Source organism: Paenibacillus sp. LK1, assembly GCF_002750415.1.
In the GTDB taxonomy this organism is placed as follows: Bacteria; Bacillota; Bacilli; order Paenibacillales; family Paenibacillaceae; genus Paenibacillus; species Paenibacillus taichungensis.
The window spans coordinates 130669-148049 of sequence record NZ_PEII01000016.1 but is presented as its reverse complement, the minus strand read 5'-3'; the positions used below and the strand labels follow the sequence as shown (position 1 = coordinate 148049).

The following is a 17381-nucleotide window of genomic DNA, read 5'->3' as shown; positions in this document are numbered from 1 at the left end:
GGGACTAAGACATGAATATTACAGAACGAATGGCAAGCCGACAACTGTTTACTGATCACGACGCGAATTATCCACTGGAAGCTTCTGATCTGGCTCGGGCACGTCAACGAGGAAAGGCACTATGTTATGAAATCAATCGCTTACATCCCGATGATATTGAAATGCGTAAGACTCTGATGGAACAACTTTTCGGTAGTATTGGTGAAAATGTTTGGATGGAACCTCCTATTCGGATGTCGTATGGATCAAACACTACAGTAGGCAACAATGTCTATATCAACTTTAATTTAACTGTTGTCGATGACTATAAAGTCACGATTGGAAACGATGTCATGTTTGGTCCAAACGTCACGATTGCTGTAACCAATCATCCAGTACACCCAGAAAAGCGCAAAGAAGGTGGAATGTTTGCTCTACCGGTAGTCATCGAGGATGGCGCATGGATCGGCAGCTGCGCTGTGATTGTGCCAGGTGTTACCGTCGGTGCGGGTAGTGTGATCGGTGCAGGAAGCGTGGTAACCAAGGATATTCCTAGCAATGTTATCGCTGTGGGTAATCCCTGCAGGGTTCTTCGTGAAATCACTGATCATGATAGAGAGTATTACTACAAAAACATGCGTTTCGACCAAGTTGAATGGTAATGGATAACCAAGCTAATAATCAATTCTAACTTGGGACTAGACGCTACCTGGCAAGGAGAGAATATGGGAGAATGATGCCACTCATTGTTGAAATCATTTTATCAGTATGTATTTTGATTGGATTATATTGTGTAGTAGGTAGGTTGTTGGAATCCCCACGAGTTGTCAGATACGCAGAGCACCTAGAAGAACAATTTGAAAAAAATCTTAATCTTTATGAAGAAAACACCAATTGAATATTAAAGTTTAAGATCTATAGAATGAATTGTTGTTATCCCCTTTTCGTAAACAAGAGAAAAAGACATCTGTTAAGATGGACTTAATCTTGCTGAGCGGAGGGGATTTTTTCATGGCTAAAAAAGGGAAATCTTATCCATAGTGGTAGCCAAAAGGGTTGGCTTGTATATAGATTGAACTACCGGGTGGGATAGTTTAAGCTTATTCACATTGGTTTATCATAGACCGTATTTAAACACATTAAAAAGCCGATTCTTTCCTTATGAGGGAATCGATTTTTCTTTAGCCAAAAACACGATGACATTTAATTTAAATTGAAATAGGGTGGGGAAAATGGATAAGGGATTTACATTAGCTAGTCAACTATTAACGCTGCTTGATACGGAACATAGATGGTTTACCTTAGCTGAAGTTGAAAAAAGTTTAGGTATCTCCGATAAAACCATACGTAAAATGGTTGAGGAAATCAGCAAGCAATTACCTCCTACTGTAACCATAGAAGTTTCTAGAGGAAAGGGAATCGTTCTTCGGCGAGATGGACGAAGTGAGACGATGAGTGAAGTGATTTCTTCGATGTTCAGACAAACCGTCTTTTATCGACTGATGAATGTATTGTTCACCAATGTGGATCGACTGTCCGTGGAGGAGCTAGCCGGAGTTATGTTTATGAGTACCTCATCGTTGAAGAAACTGATTGTACAATTAAATAATAATGATCTAAAAGCGTATAAGTTACGCATTACATATTCAACCCCGACAATCAAAGGGAATGAAATGAATATTCGATATTTCTATTGGAAGTTATATTGTGATGCGTATGAGTTCACAGGATGGCCCTTTGCGAATGTCGATTTTGCATATATCAATCAGTTAATCACAAATACCGAGAATGAGAAAAATATTGTGTATTTTATCAATTCCAAACGGAGATTATCCTTTTTGTTGGCCATTGTTGTGGAAAGAGTCGCTAAAGGGAAATACGTAAAAATCGACGAAAGTGCTTACCCTTGGGAAAAGGGGATGTTTTATATGCCTGTGAAGACCCTCGCCAAGAGTCTTGGAGAGAAGCTTTCCATTGATTTTCCCCATAGTGAAATTTACTTTATGCAATCCCTGGTCAGTCTCAGCCAATATCATTATTATGAAGGATCAGAAATAACGCCGATGAAAGAAGTTGAATTGCATAAGGACAAAGAAGAATATCAAATGGGTAATCTGCTTCTAAGGCTACTAGCCAAAATATACCCTAACTTGGAGATGGAAGAACGATTTTTATTGGAGATATACGCGTTCTTTGACAAGTTATTAATCGATAATGCAATTCCTGAATGGATGATGATTTCACAAAGTAATTTAACGGCTTATGTTCAAAAGGAATGCCAGCAGCTTTATCAAGAACTGCAAACCTGCATGCAAACGTGGAGTAAAGCTTATCCTGCCGTCTTGTACAATAATTTCCATTTAACCAAGCTAACCTTAATTGTTCGTTCTAGTTTACGTTATAAAAGGAAAAGGGCCTTCTTGGTGATTGGAGAAGAATTTTCAATTCGTCATTACATAGCGGATTTGATCAAGAAGGAAACTGGGGATCAGTTGATCATCAATACTTCCATAATGAAAGGGCTCTCCGACGAAATGATGCAGCAACATCAGATCGATTTTGTCATTAGTAATATCCCGGTAACATTGCAGACCGTGCCTGTTGTTATTATCTCTACGATCCCGTCTAAAAGAGATCTAGACAATATTCGTAAAGAACTGCTTTTATAATTTGATCAATTATTTCCCTTACCCTCCGTAAGATTTTGGTCTAGTTTGTTATGCTGAAAAATCTTATGCTCAATGTACTTTCCGAACTGGTTTTCTGAAGGCAAGTGGAAGAGATTTCGGAAAGACTGGGTTCAACATTGAGAGTAGGAGGCAGAAATATGAGTAGGCATTTAGGCGCAAAAAAAGGAGAAATAGCGGACATCGTTTTGCTTCCGGGAGATCCTTTGCGTGCAAAATTTGTAGCAGAACACTTTTTAGATGAGGCCATTTGTTATAACGAAGTAAGAGGCATGTATGGGTACACCGGATTATACAAGGGGATACGTGTATCGGTTCAAGGGACAGGGATGGGGAATCCATCGATGAGTATCTATGCAACGGAATTGATCGTCGATTATGAAGTGAAGAAATTGATTCGTATTGGTACATGTGGCGCGATGCAGAAAGACATTAATATCCGCGATATTATAATAGCCCAATCCGTGTCTTCAGATAGTAATATGACGGATAAGATCTTCCATGGCTGTAATTATGCACCTACAGCAGATTTCTCATTGTTAATGAAAGCGTATCAACAAGCAAAAGCTAAACAAGTAAGTGTCTTTGTCGGTAACATCTATAACTCCGATGAGTTCTACCGTGAGAGCTTAGATCGACTTCACAAGTTTATGGATTTTGGTGTATTAGGAGTTGAAATGGAAAGTACAGCCTTATATACGTTAGCCGCTAAATACGGTGTGAAAGCTCTATCCATTTTGACAGTAGGCAGTCAACTGTTAACACAGGAGCACTTAACTCATCAAGAAAGTGAACAATCATTTTATGAAATGGTCGAAATCGCTCTTAACACAGCGATTGAGAGCTAATCTATCGATACGAGTACGGGTGCAAGAAAAGAGAGTGAGTAAGAAATGAAGGGAATACTATCTGGATTGCAGTGGATGATGTTTATGATCGCAGGTGCAATTGCTGCGCCAATTGCTATCGCAGATTTATATAACCTAACACCTATAGAGGCTTCTGGACTCATCCAGAGCACACTGATTACTTTAGGAATAGCTGGATTTTTACAAGGCGTCATCGGCCATAAATTCCCTATTCATGAAGGTCCAGCAGGGTTATGGTGGAGTATTTTCACCATTTACGCAAGTTTAGTGGGGGTATTGTATTCTTCGAATATTGCTGCCATGCAAGCTTTAAGTGGGGGAATGATCTGTAGTGGAGTTTTATTTATCCTAATCTCAGCATTTAAGCTAATGGATAAAATCGCTCGTCTATTTACGCCAACGGTCACTTTTATATATTTGCTCTTATTGATCTTTCAATTAAGCGGTTCTTTTATGAAAGGCATGATGGGGATCACGTCAAGCCACACCTTGTTAGATGTGAAAGTGTTCGTGCTGAGTGTGATTGTGATTTGCATTACCTTTGGGTTAGGGAACAGTCGCTTTGTTTTGCTGCGCCAATTTTCAGTAATAATCAGTATATCGATAGGCTGTTTATTGTTTATCATATGCGACAAGATGCCGGTGATTTCACCGGCGGATACGCTATTTAAACTGCCCAAAATATTTCCTTTTGGAAGTCCAAGATTTGATAGCGGAACAGTCACAACTGCCTTTCTATTAACACTATTATTAATAACCAATGCGCTTGCGTCTATTCGGTTGATGGAGACCGTTATGAAACAAAAGAAATTGGATCATAACCGTTATTTGCGTGCCGGATTTGCTTCTGGCATTACCCATTTTATTGGTGGTAGTTTCGGAGCGATTGGTTCAGTGCCTATTTCAGGAGCAGCGGGATATGTTGAAAAAACAGGGATGAGGGAACGGAAATCGTTTTTAATTGGATGCATCTTAGTCATCTCTGTATCCTTGTTTCCGCCAATAATGAACGTAATATCCGGTATCCCAGCGCCTATAGGCTATGCCGTTACATTCGTCATCTTTGTGAAGATGGTTGGATTATCGCTGAAGGAATTGAAGAAGGTTCTTTATGAAGAACGAACATTTATTGTTAGCGGAGTTTCTCTGTTAGTTGGTGTGGGTTTAATGTTTATTCCAACATCCGCTACGAGCCATTTATCTCCGATTGTAATAGCCATTTTGAATAATGGGTTAATTTGCGGAAGTCTATTGGCGATTATTTTGGAACAAGCGTTAATGTGGAAAGATGCAAATCGATATGAGGATCCCAAAAAAAAGTATCGATAATTTGGAGGGTTAATTATGCATTATCTAATTTCTGTTGTTGGTCTGGTTATTGTTCTATTATTGGCCTGGCTTGCGAGTAATAATAAGCGGAAAATCAAATATCGTCCAATCATCATAATGATTGTTATTCAGTTAGCTTTGGGATTAATTATACTAAAAACAAGTATAGGCGAATTCTTAATCAAAGGGTTTGCCGATAGTTTTTCGAAATTACTCGGATATGCCAACGAAGGAACGAACTTTGTTTTTGGTGGGATTGCCAATGAAGGAGCTCATACCTTTTTCCTGTTTGTGTTGATGCCAATTGTTTTCATGTCAGCATTAATAGGAATCCTGCAACATTACAAAATACTGCCGTTCATTATCAAGTATATTGGTCTGGTGCTAAGTAAAGTAAATGGCATGGGGAAATTGGAATCTTATAATGCGGTTGCAGCCGCAATTGTAGGTCAAAATGAAGTATTTATTTCTGTGAAAAATCAGCTTGGATTATTACCAAAACATCGCTTGTATACATTATGTGCATCTGCAATGTCAACGGTATCCATGTCCATTGTTGGTTCATATATGACCATGCTGGAACCTAGATATGTAGTAGCTGCATTAATATTAAACCTATTTGGCGGCTTTATCATTACATCCATCATTAATCCGTATGAAGTCACAGCTGAAGAAGATATTGTTGAAGTTCAGGAAGAGGGCAAACAAACGTTTTTTGAAATGCTGGGCGAATATATTATGGATGGTTTTAAGGTAGCCATTGTAGTTGGGGTAATGTTAGTTGGTTTTGTTGGAATCATTGCTTTAATTAACGGGGTCTTCAGCGGCATATTTGGTATCTCGTTTCAAGGAATTCTAGGGTATGTCTTTGCACCAATTGCCTTTATGATCGGAGTACCATGGCATGAGGCGGTTCATGCGGGGAGTATTATGGCCACGAAGCTGGTTGCGAATGAATTTGTTGCCATGCTTGACTTTGTTAAGATTCAAGACGGTTTAAGTGGGCGTACTACAGCCATTGTTTCCGTTTTTCTAATCTCATTTGCTAACTTTGGGTCCATTGGTACTATCGTGGGTGCAGTAAAAGGATTGAATGAAAAACAAGGGAATATTGTTGCTCGTTTTGGATTGAAACTTTTATATGGCGCAACACTTGTAAGCGTTTTATCTGCCATAATTATCGGAATTATATTTTAGTTGAATCATTTTCTTTTGAATACAATTTGACTCGAAATAGGGCTGTTCCAAAAGGACGGTTGATGTCGAGGGATATAAAATTTTCACATTAAAGTCGCTAATTTTAGCGGCTTTTTTTCGTGTGTTTACTCAAATTCGGAACGACGAATTGGATGCAGTTCACACCAGTCACGAGCAGTCAGACCATGGTTTTCAGCCTGAACTGTACATTGGATAATTACAGACTATCAGTCCAATATGTTCGATTGATCTATTCGGCTTACTCACAGATCAACCAATTAAATTTATGAAAGTATATATTGACAGGGAAAAAAATGTGTATTACATTTAATCCCGTACTTTTTAAACATTTATCTTTAAAAAGTAACTTGGAATAAAAATAGGTATTATTTGTTAGTTATTCTTCACTTCGAAATGGGTTAGAACAGCGTCTGCAGAAGATACATAGTTAGCGTACATATTCAATATTTGATTTTGGGAGGACAATTAGATGGCTTTATTATTCAAAAATCGGGGCGCTCTGCTGCTTCTAATGTTTAACCTATTTTTAGTCTTTGCTGGCATTGGTCTGGTTATACCAGTGATCCCGCAATATATTACTATTTTAGATATTAACGGAACGATTGCTGGCATGCTTACTGCTTCCTTCGCATTTACACAGTTGGTTTTCTCACCACTGGCGGGACGATTATCCGATTCCTTAGGACGCAAGCGAATGATTGTCGCCGGAATGCTAGTTTTCGCCTGTGCCGAGGTGATATTCGGGTTAGCTGACTCAGCTCTGCTACTTTTTGTTTCTCGGATGATGGGTGGCGTTAGCGGAGCACTCATCATGCCAACGGTTATGGCTTATGTGGCAGATGTAACCTCTGAGGAAGATCGAGCCAAGGGAATGGGATTCATTAACGCTTCGATCTCGACAGGCTACATCATTGGCCCTGGCATCGGGGGATATATTGCCGAATTCGGTATCCGCGTTCCGTTCTATGCTGCGGGGGTCGCTGGTCTGATCGCTGCGATCCTCACTATGATTGTCCTGCCGGAATCACTGTCGTCTATTGTAAAGGGTGATGAGAATAGATTGGCTAATCTGGAACCCAAACGAAGTCTAATTCAACAGTTGCGTTCTACTTACCGCGAGCCTTATTTTATCAGCTTAATTATTGTGTTCGTCATGTCCTTTGGACTTGCCAACTATGAAGCGGTATACGGTCTGTTCGTTGACCATAAGTTTGGCTTCACACCAAAGGATATTGCCTTCATTTTCACATTCGGCTCCATTGGAGGCGCGTTGGTTCAGTTAACCATTTTCGGCTGGATTATAAGCCGTTATGGTGAGAAAGCAGTCATTACAGTTTGCCTGCTACTTGCCGGGGTATTTGTCCTGTTGACGTTATTTGTTCACCAATACTGGCTGATCTTCGCCGTCACCTTTGTTGTATTCTTGTCCATCGATATTTTGCGCCCAGCCATCAGCACTCAAATGTCCATGGTCGCAAAAGAACATCAAGGATATTTGGCTGGACTTAACTCCGCTTTTACCAGCCTTGGCAATATCATTGGGCCGGTAGTAGCTGGACTGATGTTTGATATCAATGTTAACTACCCTTATGTGGTTGCCGGAATCATTCTGATTCTTTGCTTCGGGCTTACACTACGCACAGGAATCAAGCGCGTACAGCGTGCACGTGTTTAACGATTTTCGGAAGACAATGCCAGTAATTCAATTCATACAAATTTGGACATTCTACTGCTATAATCAGATTACTTTTAAACCAAAAGTGATTGACGGGAAAATATTAGCGTTTGGAGTGTTGGTTATGGGAAGAGAATTAGTTGTGAATGAAAATATGTATGGGTATGTGGAGGACAAGGAAATTTCAAAACCTATTATTACGGAATACTGTTCTTTTAATGAAAAGGGCAGTATTTTCCCTCCTCATTGGCATGAACAACTTATGATTTTATATATTGAAAAAGGAAAGATGATTCTCCAGGCTGGTAATCAACAGATAATAGGAGAGCAAGGTACAATTTTAATTGTGAACCCTAATGTAATTCACTCAGGGGAAAATATAAATTCGGACTTAGCATATTATTTATTCAAAATTGACCTTTTATTGCTTTTAGGAAATCAGCCTGATTTACAACAATCCATATACACTGAACTGCTCTTAAAGAATCGATTTCTGTTTGAGGAGAAGATCACGGAGGATGAATTTATCCTTGGCAGTATACAGAAGATGATCCGAGAGTATGAGGAGAAGAAGGAAGGATTTGAGCTTGTTTTAAGGGGATTAACTTATCAAATATTGACTGATCTTATCCGATCTTATACAAAGAAAATACCAGAGCAATCAGAAATAGATATCCAGTATAGAAAATTAAATCAAATTAAGTCAGCCATTAAACATATGGAGAAACATATTTCTGAAAAAATCACATTAGATGATCTTTCAAAGGTTTCTCATTTAAGTCCAGTCCACTTTTCAAGAGTTTTTAAAACGGTGTCAGGTTTCTCGCCGATGGATTTTCTAAATCAGATGCGTGTTCAAAAGGCAGCACAGCTTTTGATAACCACGAATAAGACGATTATTGAAATCGCATTGGAAGTAGGTTTTAATGACGGTAACTATTTTAGTAGAATCTTTAAAAAAATTAAAAATGAAACTCCTAGCAATTTTAGATGCAAATATCTAAAACGCTAAGTGTTTTCTTTTTTTTCTACGTAGTTTAACTCTGCGAAATTCTTTCTTGCTGTAAAGAAGACATGTAATAATTTTCTGAGATAATATTGTGCTACATTGTGTTGTTATTATCCACGCCTCAAAAATTTCATGATGATAAATTATATAAGTAAAAGAAAATCATGAAATTTAAAGAGAAGAGGAATAGAAATGAAGATTTTTGTTACGGGAGCAACCGGGTTTGTAGGTTCTGCTATTGTTCAGGAATTAATTCGTGCGGGTCATGAGGTGCTAGGGCTTGCTCGATCAGAAGCAGCTGCTCAATCGCTTAGCGGAATAGGTGCACAAATTCATAGAGGCGATATGGAAGACCTAGATAGTTTGCGCAGTGGAGTATCGGGGGCTGATGCAGTTATTCATACTGCATTTAATCACGATTTCTCAAAATTCAAAGAGAACTGTGAGAAGGATAAGAGGGCTATTGATGCTATGAGCTCTGTTTTAGCTGGTTCAGACCGTCCGCTTATTATTACATCCGCCCTGGCAGTTCTTCCAAAAGGGAGACTCGTAACCGAAGATACGTTGCCGGTGTTCAGGCCACATGCTAATCCTCGTATGGCTTCAGAAGAGGCAGCTGAGGTAGCGAAGGAGAAAGGGGTTAATGTTTCTATAGTTCGGCTTCCGCCTTCCGTACATGGAAATGGTGATCGTGCTTTTATTCCAACACTAATTGATTTAGCTCGTAATAAAGGTGTTTCGGCTTTTATTGAAGAAGGAAATAATTGTTGGCCGGCGGTACACAGGCTTGATGCTGCTCAACTATTTAGGCTGGTTCTGGAGAGCGAAACAACAGGGGTATATCACGCAGTTGCAGAGGAGGGTGTAGCTTTTAAAGAAATAGCTGCTGTGATAGGGGAAAGACTTAACGTTCCTGTTAAAAGCATAGCTCGCGAGGAAGCTAACAACCATTTCACATGGTTTACTCATTTTGCTGAAATGGATCTAAATTCTTCAAGTGAAAAAACGAAAGAAAAGCTAGGATGGAAACCAAAACAACATGGGCTTCTTAATGATATAGATAGCCTGAACTATTTTAAACTAAAAGGCTAATAAGCAATTAATAAATATTATGTTCAATTCCGTAACGACCGATCTCCATACATTAATTTTGTTCAAGCAAGCATGTTCACAAAAGCAGGATAATTTAGGAATAATGTGGAATAAGTATACAACTTTACCGAATTTGGAGGTCGTGAAATGGCGTTTCCGACACATATTGTCTCATCTGGTGGAATTGTAGAAGATGGAAAAGGAAATATCCTATTAGTAAAAGCCCATGACGATGGTTGGGTGTATCCTGGTGGTATAACTGAAGTTGGAGAAAATCTGATTGATGGCGTGATTCGTGAAATTAAAGAGGAAAGTGGAATAGATGCCGAGGTTAACCATTTAATTAATGTTGTTTCGAATACAGCGGTACATAAATGGTATGACGGTGTAACTGATGTTCCTACGAAAGTGATGTTTGATTTCGTGTGCAAGGCTGTAGGTGGAGAGTTAGCAACTTCTGATGAAACGAGTGAATGTAGGTGGGTTCCCAAGGAAAATGTTCTGGATTGGATCACATTACCTGCCATCCGTATGCGTTATGAAGCTTATTTGAACTTTAACGGTTCTGTGAATTATATCGAATACGTCACGGGAACAATGTCAGAATGTGATATCAAGCTTCAAAGGCGTGTTTAAAGTGTACGAAGGATCAAACAAGAACATAGCTCCAACCCAAGTCGCTACAATAGCGGCTTTTTTATTGTTGGACCAAGTTCTTGCTCCAAACTGAGGACAAGAACTTGATCTGATCATTAAACTCAACAAATACTCACTGAAAAAATACCATCAAATGATATCCTCTCAATATCCTACAGAGCGGTCCCTAGATGTCCTTGATGGATGCTGTTTGCGAAATTCTTTCGCGAATGTCTTCTTCAGTTCGTGGGACAAGAAAATCTACCATCAATTCCGCGTTTGCTTGCACTTCCTCGATGAAAGGACGGAAACTCTGATTATATTCTTGGAACGCAAGTTCATAGTTCCCATGGTTTTTATGGAAAGCATCAGCCAAGGCTGCCGCTCCATCGATTGCGAGTGATCCACCCATGCCAGCAGCCGGAGAGGCGCAGTATCCAGCATCACCGACTAGCGCTACCCTGCCTTTTGTCCACGAGGGCATTTTCATTTGGCACAGTTTGTCAAAGTAAAAAGTTTTGGAGTTCTTCACTTCTTCCAGCAATTCTGGCGTTCGCCAGCCTAGTCCGGAAAATTGATTCAAAATGATATGCCGCTGCTGTTCCTCGTTTCGGTAGTCGTAGGGGAGCTCCTTCTCCGAAGAAAAGCAGAGCACGATATCGGTTTTATTGTTATAAGAGTTCAGCATGACCGCCTTGCCCGGCTCGTTGTACATTTGTGTCGTATTCTCCCGGATCAACAACTTATCCACGATCGTGATAGAGAAATACGTTTTAAGAAAATGCGAAAATTCCGCTTCCTCGCCGAACCATAATTTTCTGACGACCGAATGAATACCATCACAGCCGAACACCAGGTCATAAGAGCGTTTTTGTCCTCCTTTGAAAGCTACCTCAACGCCATTAACTTCTTCCTTCAAAGACGTAATGCTATCCCCGAAAATAAACTCAACGTCATCTTGGACAGCCTCGAACATGATATCCAGCAATACATCTCGCTCAATTTCATATTCATCTTCTGCAAGCTGCTCACGGATTTCGACTCTTTCAGTGACATCATCGGAATTTTTGAATTCCATTAATTCCATGTCTATTTTATTCGACTGGATTTGGTCTAGAAGCCCCATACGTTTTGCAATGTCGGCGGTATTTTCGCGGATATTTACAGGTGTGCCGCCTTTTTTAAGACCTTCAGCAATCTCAACAACGGTCACGTTGTAGCCAAACTGCTTCATCCAGTAGGCTGTTGAGATGCCGGCGAAACTCGCCCCGCTAACTAGAATATTTTTTATCATATTCGTTCCTCCCATGATCCATAATAGTTCTAATGATGTTGTATAGAATAAAATAGCTTTGTGAACTGAATATGAATGGCTCGTGCAGAGCTAGTCGTTGATATTTTCCTCAAGAAAAGCCAAGTTTGATTGTGGGGAGTATGGCTCCACTAATAATTATGGATATGGGTTGTATGAAGTAAGCATGAAGCCTGCCAAAAATACAGGCATCGTATATCATACTTTTTCACCTACACAGGACCTGCTCATGGCACGCAATGGGATGAGATTGATATTGAATTCTTAGGAAAAGACACGACCAAAGTACAGTTTAATTATTTTACGAATGGGGTCGGTGGTCATGAGAAGGTTATTAACCTTGGCTTTGATGCATCACAGGGATTCCATACCTATGCTTTCGACTGGCAACCAGCAATATCCCCATAACTCCCGGTAAAATTATGATGAACATATGGAATGGGACCGGGATTGATAGTTGGTTAGGTGCTTATAACGGTGCCAATCCATTGTACGCTGAATACGATTGGGTTAAATATACGAGTAATTAGTTATGCAGAAGCAGCCGCTCAGCGGCTGCTTTTGTTTTTTCAAGAGCACGAGGTACCTCCTGAAAAGAAATTTCGAGTAGAAGATGTTAATGAAATTATCGGCAATTCCGATAAAAATAGCTGAGGGGATTATGGAAGAATGCTCTGGGCAGCCTAGGGGCAAGCGATTCATATACAGTTCATAAATGCAATTTACAATAAGATAAATTCTTGTTAGTAACGTGTTTTACGAAAAGCTGCTAATTACAGATAAATATGGAGGTAAGATTCGTTTGGAATTGTTTGAATTTATTTTATTGATGCTGGTGGCGGTCTCTTTATCCAATTTAGTAAACCGGTTTATACCTTCGATCTCCGTGCCTATTATTCAAATCGTGCTGGGGATGTTGATTACTTTGCTACCCTTGCACTATGAACTGAAATTAAATCCGGAGCTGTTTTTACTTCTATTCATTGCCCCGTTACTGTTCAATGATGGCAGGCATGCGGATAAAGAAGCACTGTGGAAGCTAAAGAAACCGATCCTTTTGCTTGCACTGGGTCTGGTATTTGTGACAGTAGCCGTGATGGGATATTTCCTGAATTGGTTACTTCCGGTCATCCCGCTGGCGGCAGCCTTCGCATTGGCAGCAGCACTAGCGCCTACCGATGCTGTGGCCGTAGGCGCACTGGAGCAGAAAGTGAAGATCCCCCATCAGACAATGCAAATTCTTGAGGGAGAGTCTTTGATAAACGACGCATCAGGGCTGGTCTCCTTTCAGTTTGCCGTAGCCGCAATGGTCACAGGTGTATTCTCTTTCAAAACCGCCAGTATCAGCTTTATTGCGATTTCACTTGGCGGTGTGGTGTTGGGCCTGCTGCTCACCTTAGTAAAATATGGTGTGGTGAAGTGGTTGCGCAAACTGGGAATGGAGAATGTCACGCTTCATATGCTGATTGAGATCCTGACTCCATTTTTAATTTTCATGGCTGCAGAGGAATTGGGGGTCAATGGTATCCTGGCCGTTGTCGCCGCAGGAATTGCCCATTCTTTCGGTTACAAGAAAATGAACCCTGAAGTAGCCAAGCTAAGTGTTGTATCCAAAAGCACCTGGTCAGTTATTATTTTTGTATTAAACGGACTCGTTTTCCTCTTGCTTGGAACACAGCTTCCTGATATTATCCAGACAATTTGGAGTAACCCCGAAATAGGTAATTTTAAAATCATTATGTACACACTATTATTGACTTTTGCTGTACTCGGACTGCGTCTCATCTGGGCAATGCTGATGGATATTTTCGAAGGGACCAAACCGCGTGATCCTTGGGCGCTGAGGTTGAAGAAGGCGCTTATCCTCAGTCTTTCGGGAGTTCGGGGAACGATTACACTGGCGAGTACCTTGTCACTGCCGTTTTTACTTAATGATGGCACTGCATTTCCAGCCAGAGATCTGATCATTTTCCTCGCAGCAGGAGTTATCCTGTGGACACTTCTGGCATCCAACTATCTGTTGCCGCTTTTATTGGGTAAAGAAACACAAACGGAGCAGGAAGAGGACGAAATTCAGGCGAAAATTGAGATTCTGAGGAATGTGGTTACCGGATTAAATGAACTGATCACGGACCAGAATCGTCTTGCGACCGCCCAAATCATCAATACGTATACTTCCAGAATACGAACACTCAAGAAAGATGAGAAGAAGGATAAGGCACAGCGGTCCTTGGGTTTGTCCATATTGAAATGGGAAAGAGAAAATACGCTGCATGCGCTTGAAAAGAAAGAAGTGAATCCATACACAGCGTACCGTTACCTTAACCGAATTAACAAACTGTTGTTTATGCACACAAGAGATGCCCGTTATAAAAAAGAGTTTTTCCCCGTTAAGCATTGGGACGAAGTGTTCGGGATGCTGCAGCAAGTCCGGTTAAGCTTCCGTGAAAGAAGGGCTGAATTGAATAGTCTTAGAATTAAAAATATTACTTATGTCATTAAGCAGCTAAATGTTCAACTCGTAGAAGGCGAGCAAGATATGGAGATGGTCAGCTCGCTAATTCTGCAGTATGAACGAATGTTGCTGGGTCTGACCAGAAATGAAAAGGACACCGGCACCCGAAAGGAGTTTGGCATATCGCTGCAGGAGCTGGCCCGAGTCGGAATTCAGCTGGAGAGAGACAACATCCAGTCCATGTTCGAGACAGGCAGGATTTCAAGACAGGGCGTGAAGGAGATGAAACGAGATATTCTATTCATGGAGCATGATTTGCGAGAAGAGACAAGCTGAGAGGTGCCGTTCGATGTTTTTGTCAAAAACCTAGGGGGAATGCAAAGATCCCTTCCGAAAGCTCAGTGAAGAAAACCGCTATTTTAGCGGTTTTTTTTGTTTTTATGGAACTTTGGAACTTTGTCCTTGACCTGAATACTCATAGGCTGTTTTTAGGCAAGGAGTTGCCTAGAGGATATAAGTGTGTTAAAGTACCTATTAACCAAACATCCTACGTTTAAAAAATAGATGAAATGAGGGCTTACGAATGCTTCAGAAAACAAATCGGCTGACACTGGTCGAGCAAGTCGCATTGCAAATGGAAAGACAGATCGAATCTGGCAAGTGGGCTGTCGGGACTCGTATTCCTGCTGAACCAGAATTGATGGTCGAGTTGAATGTTAGCCGTAATACATTGAGGGAAGCCATTCGGGCGTTGGTCCACGCAGGACTCTTGAAGACAAAACAAGGGGACGGGACGTATGTCAGCTCTTCGAGCGTGCTGGGCGTTGTGCTACATAAACGAATCATGCGCTCCGATACAATGCAGACATTGGAAGTCCGGCATGCGCTCGAGCGCGAGGGAGCCCATCTTGCCGCACAGCGCAGAACGGACGACGAGGCGCGCGAACTTCTTCTCCAATTGGAACGCTGGGAGGCGGCAGCAGCACGCGGTGACATGGATGGAATTGTAACAGAGGATATCCGTCTACACCAAGGCATCATCGCGGCGTCTCATAATGAAATCTTAATCGAATTATACAACCATATCGCGGACGCATCACAAGATACGATTATCAGCTTGACTCGTTATGAAATCGGCGCGAGTTTCAAGGAGATGCACCGGCATCTGGTTGAAGCGATAGTTGATCAAGATGCCGAACGTGCCGTGGCAGCGGTTCACCGTCATATTGCGGAATCGAAAGCTGTTTTTGAGGTCAAAGGAGATGAGCAGCCATGAGCGTACTAAGCGATACAAAGTCAACGATTGGGAAGAAACCGTTGTCGTTGGCTTGGCCAATCATCCTCGGCATCGTTCTGATTGCAATGATTATGCGGTCGCCGTTAACATCGGTAGGCCCATTGATCGGCTCGATTCGCGAATCCCTCGGACTGTCAAATGCTACGGCTGGTCTGCTCACTACGCTACCGTTGCTTGCTTTCGCGCTGCTCTCACCGTTCGCCCCCTTTCTGGCACGCCGTCTTGGGGTGGAACGAACCCTTCTTTATGCTTTGGTTTTACTCATAGTAGGTATTGCGATCCGTTCGTTGGCCGCAACAGCTTCTTTGTTTGCAGGAACTGCTTTGATTGGGTTGGCGATTGCGGTGTGCAACGTACTCATACCAAGTCTGGTTAAACGTAATTTTGCTCATCAAGTCGGTCTCATGACAGGTGTGTACTCGGTGTCGATGAATTTATCCGGTGCGATTGCATCCGGTGTCAGTGTTCCGGTCGCCCGTGATCTCGGTTTCGGCTGGAATGGCGCGCTCGGCATTTGGGGCGTACTCGTTCTTTTGGCTGCATTGTTCTGGTTGCCTCAAGCTCGGGCGAGTAGGGGGGCTGCCGTATCGGCAACAAGTGGTGCGCTCAAGCGTCGAAGTCTGTGGCGTTCGCCTCTAGCATGGATGGTTACGTTTTTTATGGGGATACAGTCTCTCCTTTTCTATGTTTTGGTCGCTTGGTTGCCAGAAATCATGACAAGCCGGGGATTGAGTGAAGACAGCGCCGGTTGGATGTTATCGCTGTTTCAAACTGCTGCGCTGCCTGTAGCGTTCATCGTGCCGATTGTTGCGGGACGCATGAAGAACCAACGTTTACTGGTCATCATCATGACTATCCTGTTGTTTGTTTCATTGGGAGGTCTTTACTTTGGGGGAAATGCGCTCATTTCGTTATGGACAGTTTTACTCGGAATTGGTGGGGGATGTGCGTTCAGCTTGGCCATGATCTTTTTAAGTTTGCGGACGAAAGATGCCCACGATACAGTTTCTTTGTCCGGCATGTCGCAATCCGTAGGATATTTGCTGGCAGCAACTGGACCGATCTTGTTTGGTTTGCTTCATGACATCACGGCAAGCTGGAACCCCCCGCTATTGCTTCTGCTTGGCGTTAGCGCTTTGCTGCTCCTGTTTGGTTTGGGCGCATCCGGCAATCGCACGGTATAAGAGAGAAGAATAAGCAGAGCTTGTGTAACACGCCGAATTCCAACGGCAGATGCAGAATGAGATTTGTAGCATCAATTCTGTCGGTTCTGCCGGAATACCATTTCAACTTTAAGGCAACCAAAAAGAATCGTTTATCCAAAAGACTATGTTGTTTGGGATGACTATCCATTTACTTAATAAAACCATTCGTTTAGATCTAGATTAAAATATTGATCTAGTTTCAAAATTCCTGTCGAGGGATACAACATCATCCCATTGAAAGTCGCTATTTTAGCGACTTTTTTTGTTTTAATGCTCCAAATTCTTGTCTGCTGTTACGGTTATGTATTACAAAAGGAACTTAATTTGAAGATAGGATGTTATACGGTTGACCTCAGAAAGTTCTTAGAGTAAAAAAATGGATTATTTAGAATCGATACGATTTGGTTTAGCGTCATGAATATATATCACATGACATTTTTTTGATGTTTGCAGTTGGAAAACCGAAAAACTCATGTTCAGAATTGGTTCAGAATAGTTCGATATACTTTGCATGTAATTGCAATTTTTAAAATGTACACGAGGGGGAACATGAATTGAAGGGAAAACCAAACCAAAAAAGGTCCCAGATAGCGAGTTCAAAATTTGAACTCATTAGAA

13 protein-coding genes and 1 pseudogene are annotated in these 17381 nt (G+C 41.4%); 13 read left to right on the top strand and 1 reads right to left on the bottom strand.

The genetic code is table 11. The features are described 5' to 3' along the window. The first annotated feature begins 11 nt into the window (after positions 1 to 11). From CS562_RS28300 to CS562_RS28260, 9 genes are all read left to right on the top strand, one after another. A complete protein-coding gene (locus tag CS562_RS28300) occupies positions 12 to 641 on the top strand; it encodes a DapH/DapD/GlmU-related protein (RefSeq protein ID WP_099858913.1) in 630 nt (209 codons plus the stop codon). Between the two features lie 570 nt (positions 642 to 1211). Further along, entirely contained in the window at positions 1212 to 2648 is a 1437-nt protein-coding gene (locus tag CS562_RS28295; protein ID WP_099858911.1) for an AcpB/EbpR/MafR family transcriptional regulator, read from the top strand. A gap of 158 nt (positions 2649 to 2806) precedes the next feature. Further along, the gene (gene deoD, locus CS562_RS28290) at positions 2807 to 3514 is read left to right on the top strand and encodes a purine-nucleoside phosphorylase (RefSeq protein WP_076291400.1); all 708 of its coding nucleotides are present in this window, start codon (positions 2807 to 2809) and stop codon (positions 3512 to 3514) included. A 45-nt stretch (positions 3515 to 3559) separates the two neighbouring features. Beyond that, positions 3560 to 4864: a purine/pyrimidine permease gene (locus tag CS562_RS28285; protein ID WP_099858909.1), complete on the top strand. Its 1305-nt coding sequence runs from the start codon at positions 3560 to 3562 to the stop codon at positions 4862 to 4864. Between the two features lie 15 nt (positions 4865 to 4879). Then, positions 4880 to 6061 carry a NupC/NupG family nucleoside CNT transporter gene (locus CS562_RS28280; protein ID WP_076291398.1) on the top strand — a complete coding sequence of 394 codons (1182 nt, stop codon included), beginning with the start codon at positions 4880 to 4882 and terminating at the stop codon, positions 6059 to 6061. A gap of 490 nt (positions 6062 to 6551) precedes the next feature. Further along, positions 6552 to 7757 carry an MFS transporter gene (locus CS562_RS28275; protein ID WP_099858907.1) on the top strand — a complete coding sequence of 402 codons (1206 nt, stop codon included), beginning with the start codon at positions 6552 to 6554 and terminating at the stop codon, positions 7755 to 7757. A gap of 124 nt (positions 7758 to 7881) precedes the next feature. Beyond that, on the top strand, positions 7882 to 8769 hold the full coding sequence (locus CS562_RS28270; protein WP_180287235.1) for a helix-turn-helix transcriptional regulator: 888 nt from the start codon (positions 7882 to 7884) through the stop codon (positions 8767 to 8769). Between the two features lie 189 nt (positions 8770 to 8958). After that, positions 8959 to 9858 carry an SDR family oxidoreductase gene (locus tag CS562_RS28265; RefSeq protein ID WP_099858904.1) on the top strand — a complete coding sequence of 300 codons (900 nt, stop codon included), beginning with the start codon at positions 8959 to 8961 and terminating at the stop codon, positions 9856 to 9858. A gap of 147 nt (positions 9859 to 10005) precedes the next feature. Continuing rightward, positions 10006 to 10494, top strand: a complete 489-nt coding sequence (locus CS562_RS28260) for an NUDIX hydrolase (RefSeq protein ID WP_099858902.1) — start codon at positions 10006 to 10008, stop codon at positions 10492 to 10494. Between the two features lie 187 nt (positions 10495 to 10681). Here the strand turns inward: CS562_RS28260 and CS562_RS28255 are convergent, their stop codons facing one another. Then, positions 10682 to 11788, bottom strand: a complete 1107-nt coding sequence (locus tag CS562_RS28255) for an FAD-dependent monooxygenase (protein WP_099858900.1) — start codon at positions 11786 to 11788, stop codon at positions 10682 to 10684. A 121-nt stretch (positions 11789 to 11909) separates the two neighbouring features. Between CS562_RS28255 and CS562_RS28250 the strand changes: the two are divergent. The 4 genes and pseudogenes from CS562_RS28250 to CS562_RS28235 all read left to right on the top strand — a co-directional run. Then, a pseudogene (locus CS562_RS28250) lies at positions 11910 to 12336 on the top strand (family 16 glycosylhydrolase); the annotation flags it as partial. A gap of 272 nt (positions 12337 to 12608) precedes the next feature. Continuing rightward, entirely contained in the window at positions 12609 to 14597 is a 1989-nt protein-coding gene (locus CS562_RS28245) for a Na+/H+ antiporter (RefSeq protein WP_099858899.1), read from the top strand. A 247-nt stretch (positions 14598 to 14844) separates the two neighbouring features. Further along, the gene (locus CS562_RS28240; protein ID WP_099858898.1) at positions 14845 to 15537 is read left to right on the top strand and encodes a FadR/GntR family transcriptional regulator; all 693 of its coding nucleotides are present in this window, start codon (positions 14845 to 14847) and stop codon (positions 15535 to 15537) included. Then, on the top strand, positions 15534 to 16742 hold the full coding sequence (locus tag CS562_RS28235) for a CynX/NimT family MFS transporter (RefSeq protein ID WP_099858897.1): 1209 nt from the start codon (positions 15534 to 15536) through the stop codon (positions 16740 to 16742). The genes CS562_RS28240 and CS562_RS28235 overlap by 4 nt, the downstream gene beginning before the upstream one ends. Positions 16743 to 17381: the final 639 nt, after the last annotated feature.

Excerpts from the sequence above, each read along its gene's own strand:
- CS562_RS28300 (WP_099858913.1), top strand. The coding sequence starts at position 12 with ATGAATATTACAGAACGAATGGCAAGCCGACAACTGTTTACTGATCAC.
- CS562_RS28295 (WP_099858911.1), top strand. The coding sequence starts at position 1,212 with ATGGATAAGGGATTTACATTAGCTAGTCAACTATTAACGCTGCTTGAT.
- deoD (WP_076291400.1), top strand. The coding sequence starts at position 2,807 with ATGAGTAGGCATTTAGGCGCAAAAAAAGGAGAAATAGCGGACATCGTT.
- CS562_RS28285 (WP_099858909.1), top strand. The coding sequence starts at position 3,560 with ATGAAGGGAATACTATCTGGATTGCAGTGGATGATGTTTATGATCGCA.
- CS562_RS28280 (WP_076291398.1), top strand. The coding sequence starts at position 4,880 with ATGCATTATCTAATTTCTGTTGTTGGTCTGGTTATTGTTCTATTATTG.
- CS562_RS28275 (WP_099858907.1), top strand. The coding sequence starts at position 6,552 with ATGGCTTTATTATTCAAAAATCGGGGCGCTCTGCTGCTTCTAATGTTT.
- CS562_RS28270 (WP_180287235.1), top strand. The coding sequence starts at position 7,882 with ATGGGAAGAGAATTAGTTGTGAATGAAAATATGTATGGGTATGTGGAG.
- CS562_RS28265 (WP_099858904.1), top strand. The coding sequence starts at position 8,959 with ATGAAGATTTTTGTTACGGGAGCAACCGGGTTTGTAGGTTCTGCTATT.
- CS562_RS28260 (WP_099858902.1), top strand. The coding sequence starts at position 10,006 with ATGGCGTTTCCGACACATATTGTCTCATCTGGTGGAATTGTAGAAGAT.
- CS562_RS28255 (WP_099858900.1), bottom strand. The coding sequence starts at position 11,788 with ATGATAAAAAATATTCTAGTTAGCGGGGCGAGTTTCGCCGGCATCTCA.
- CS562_RS28240 (WP_099858898.1), top strand. The coding sequence starts at position 14,845 with ATGCTTCAGAAAACAAATCGGCTGACACTGGTCGAGCAAGTCGCATTG.
- CS562_RS28235 (WP_099858897.1), top strand. The coding sequence starts at position 15,534 with ATGAGCGTACTAAGCGATACAAAGTCAACGATTGGGAAGAAACCGTTG.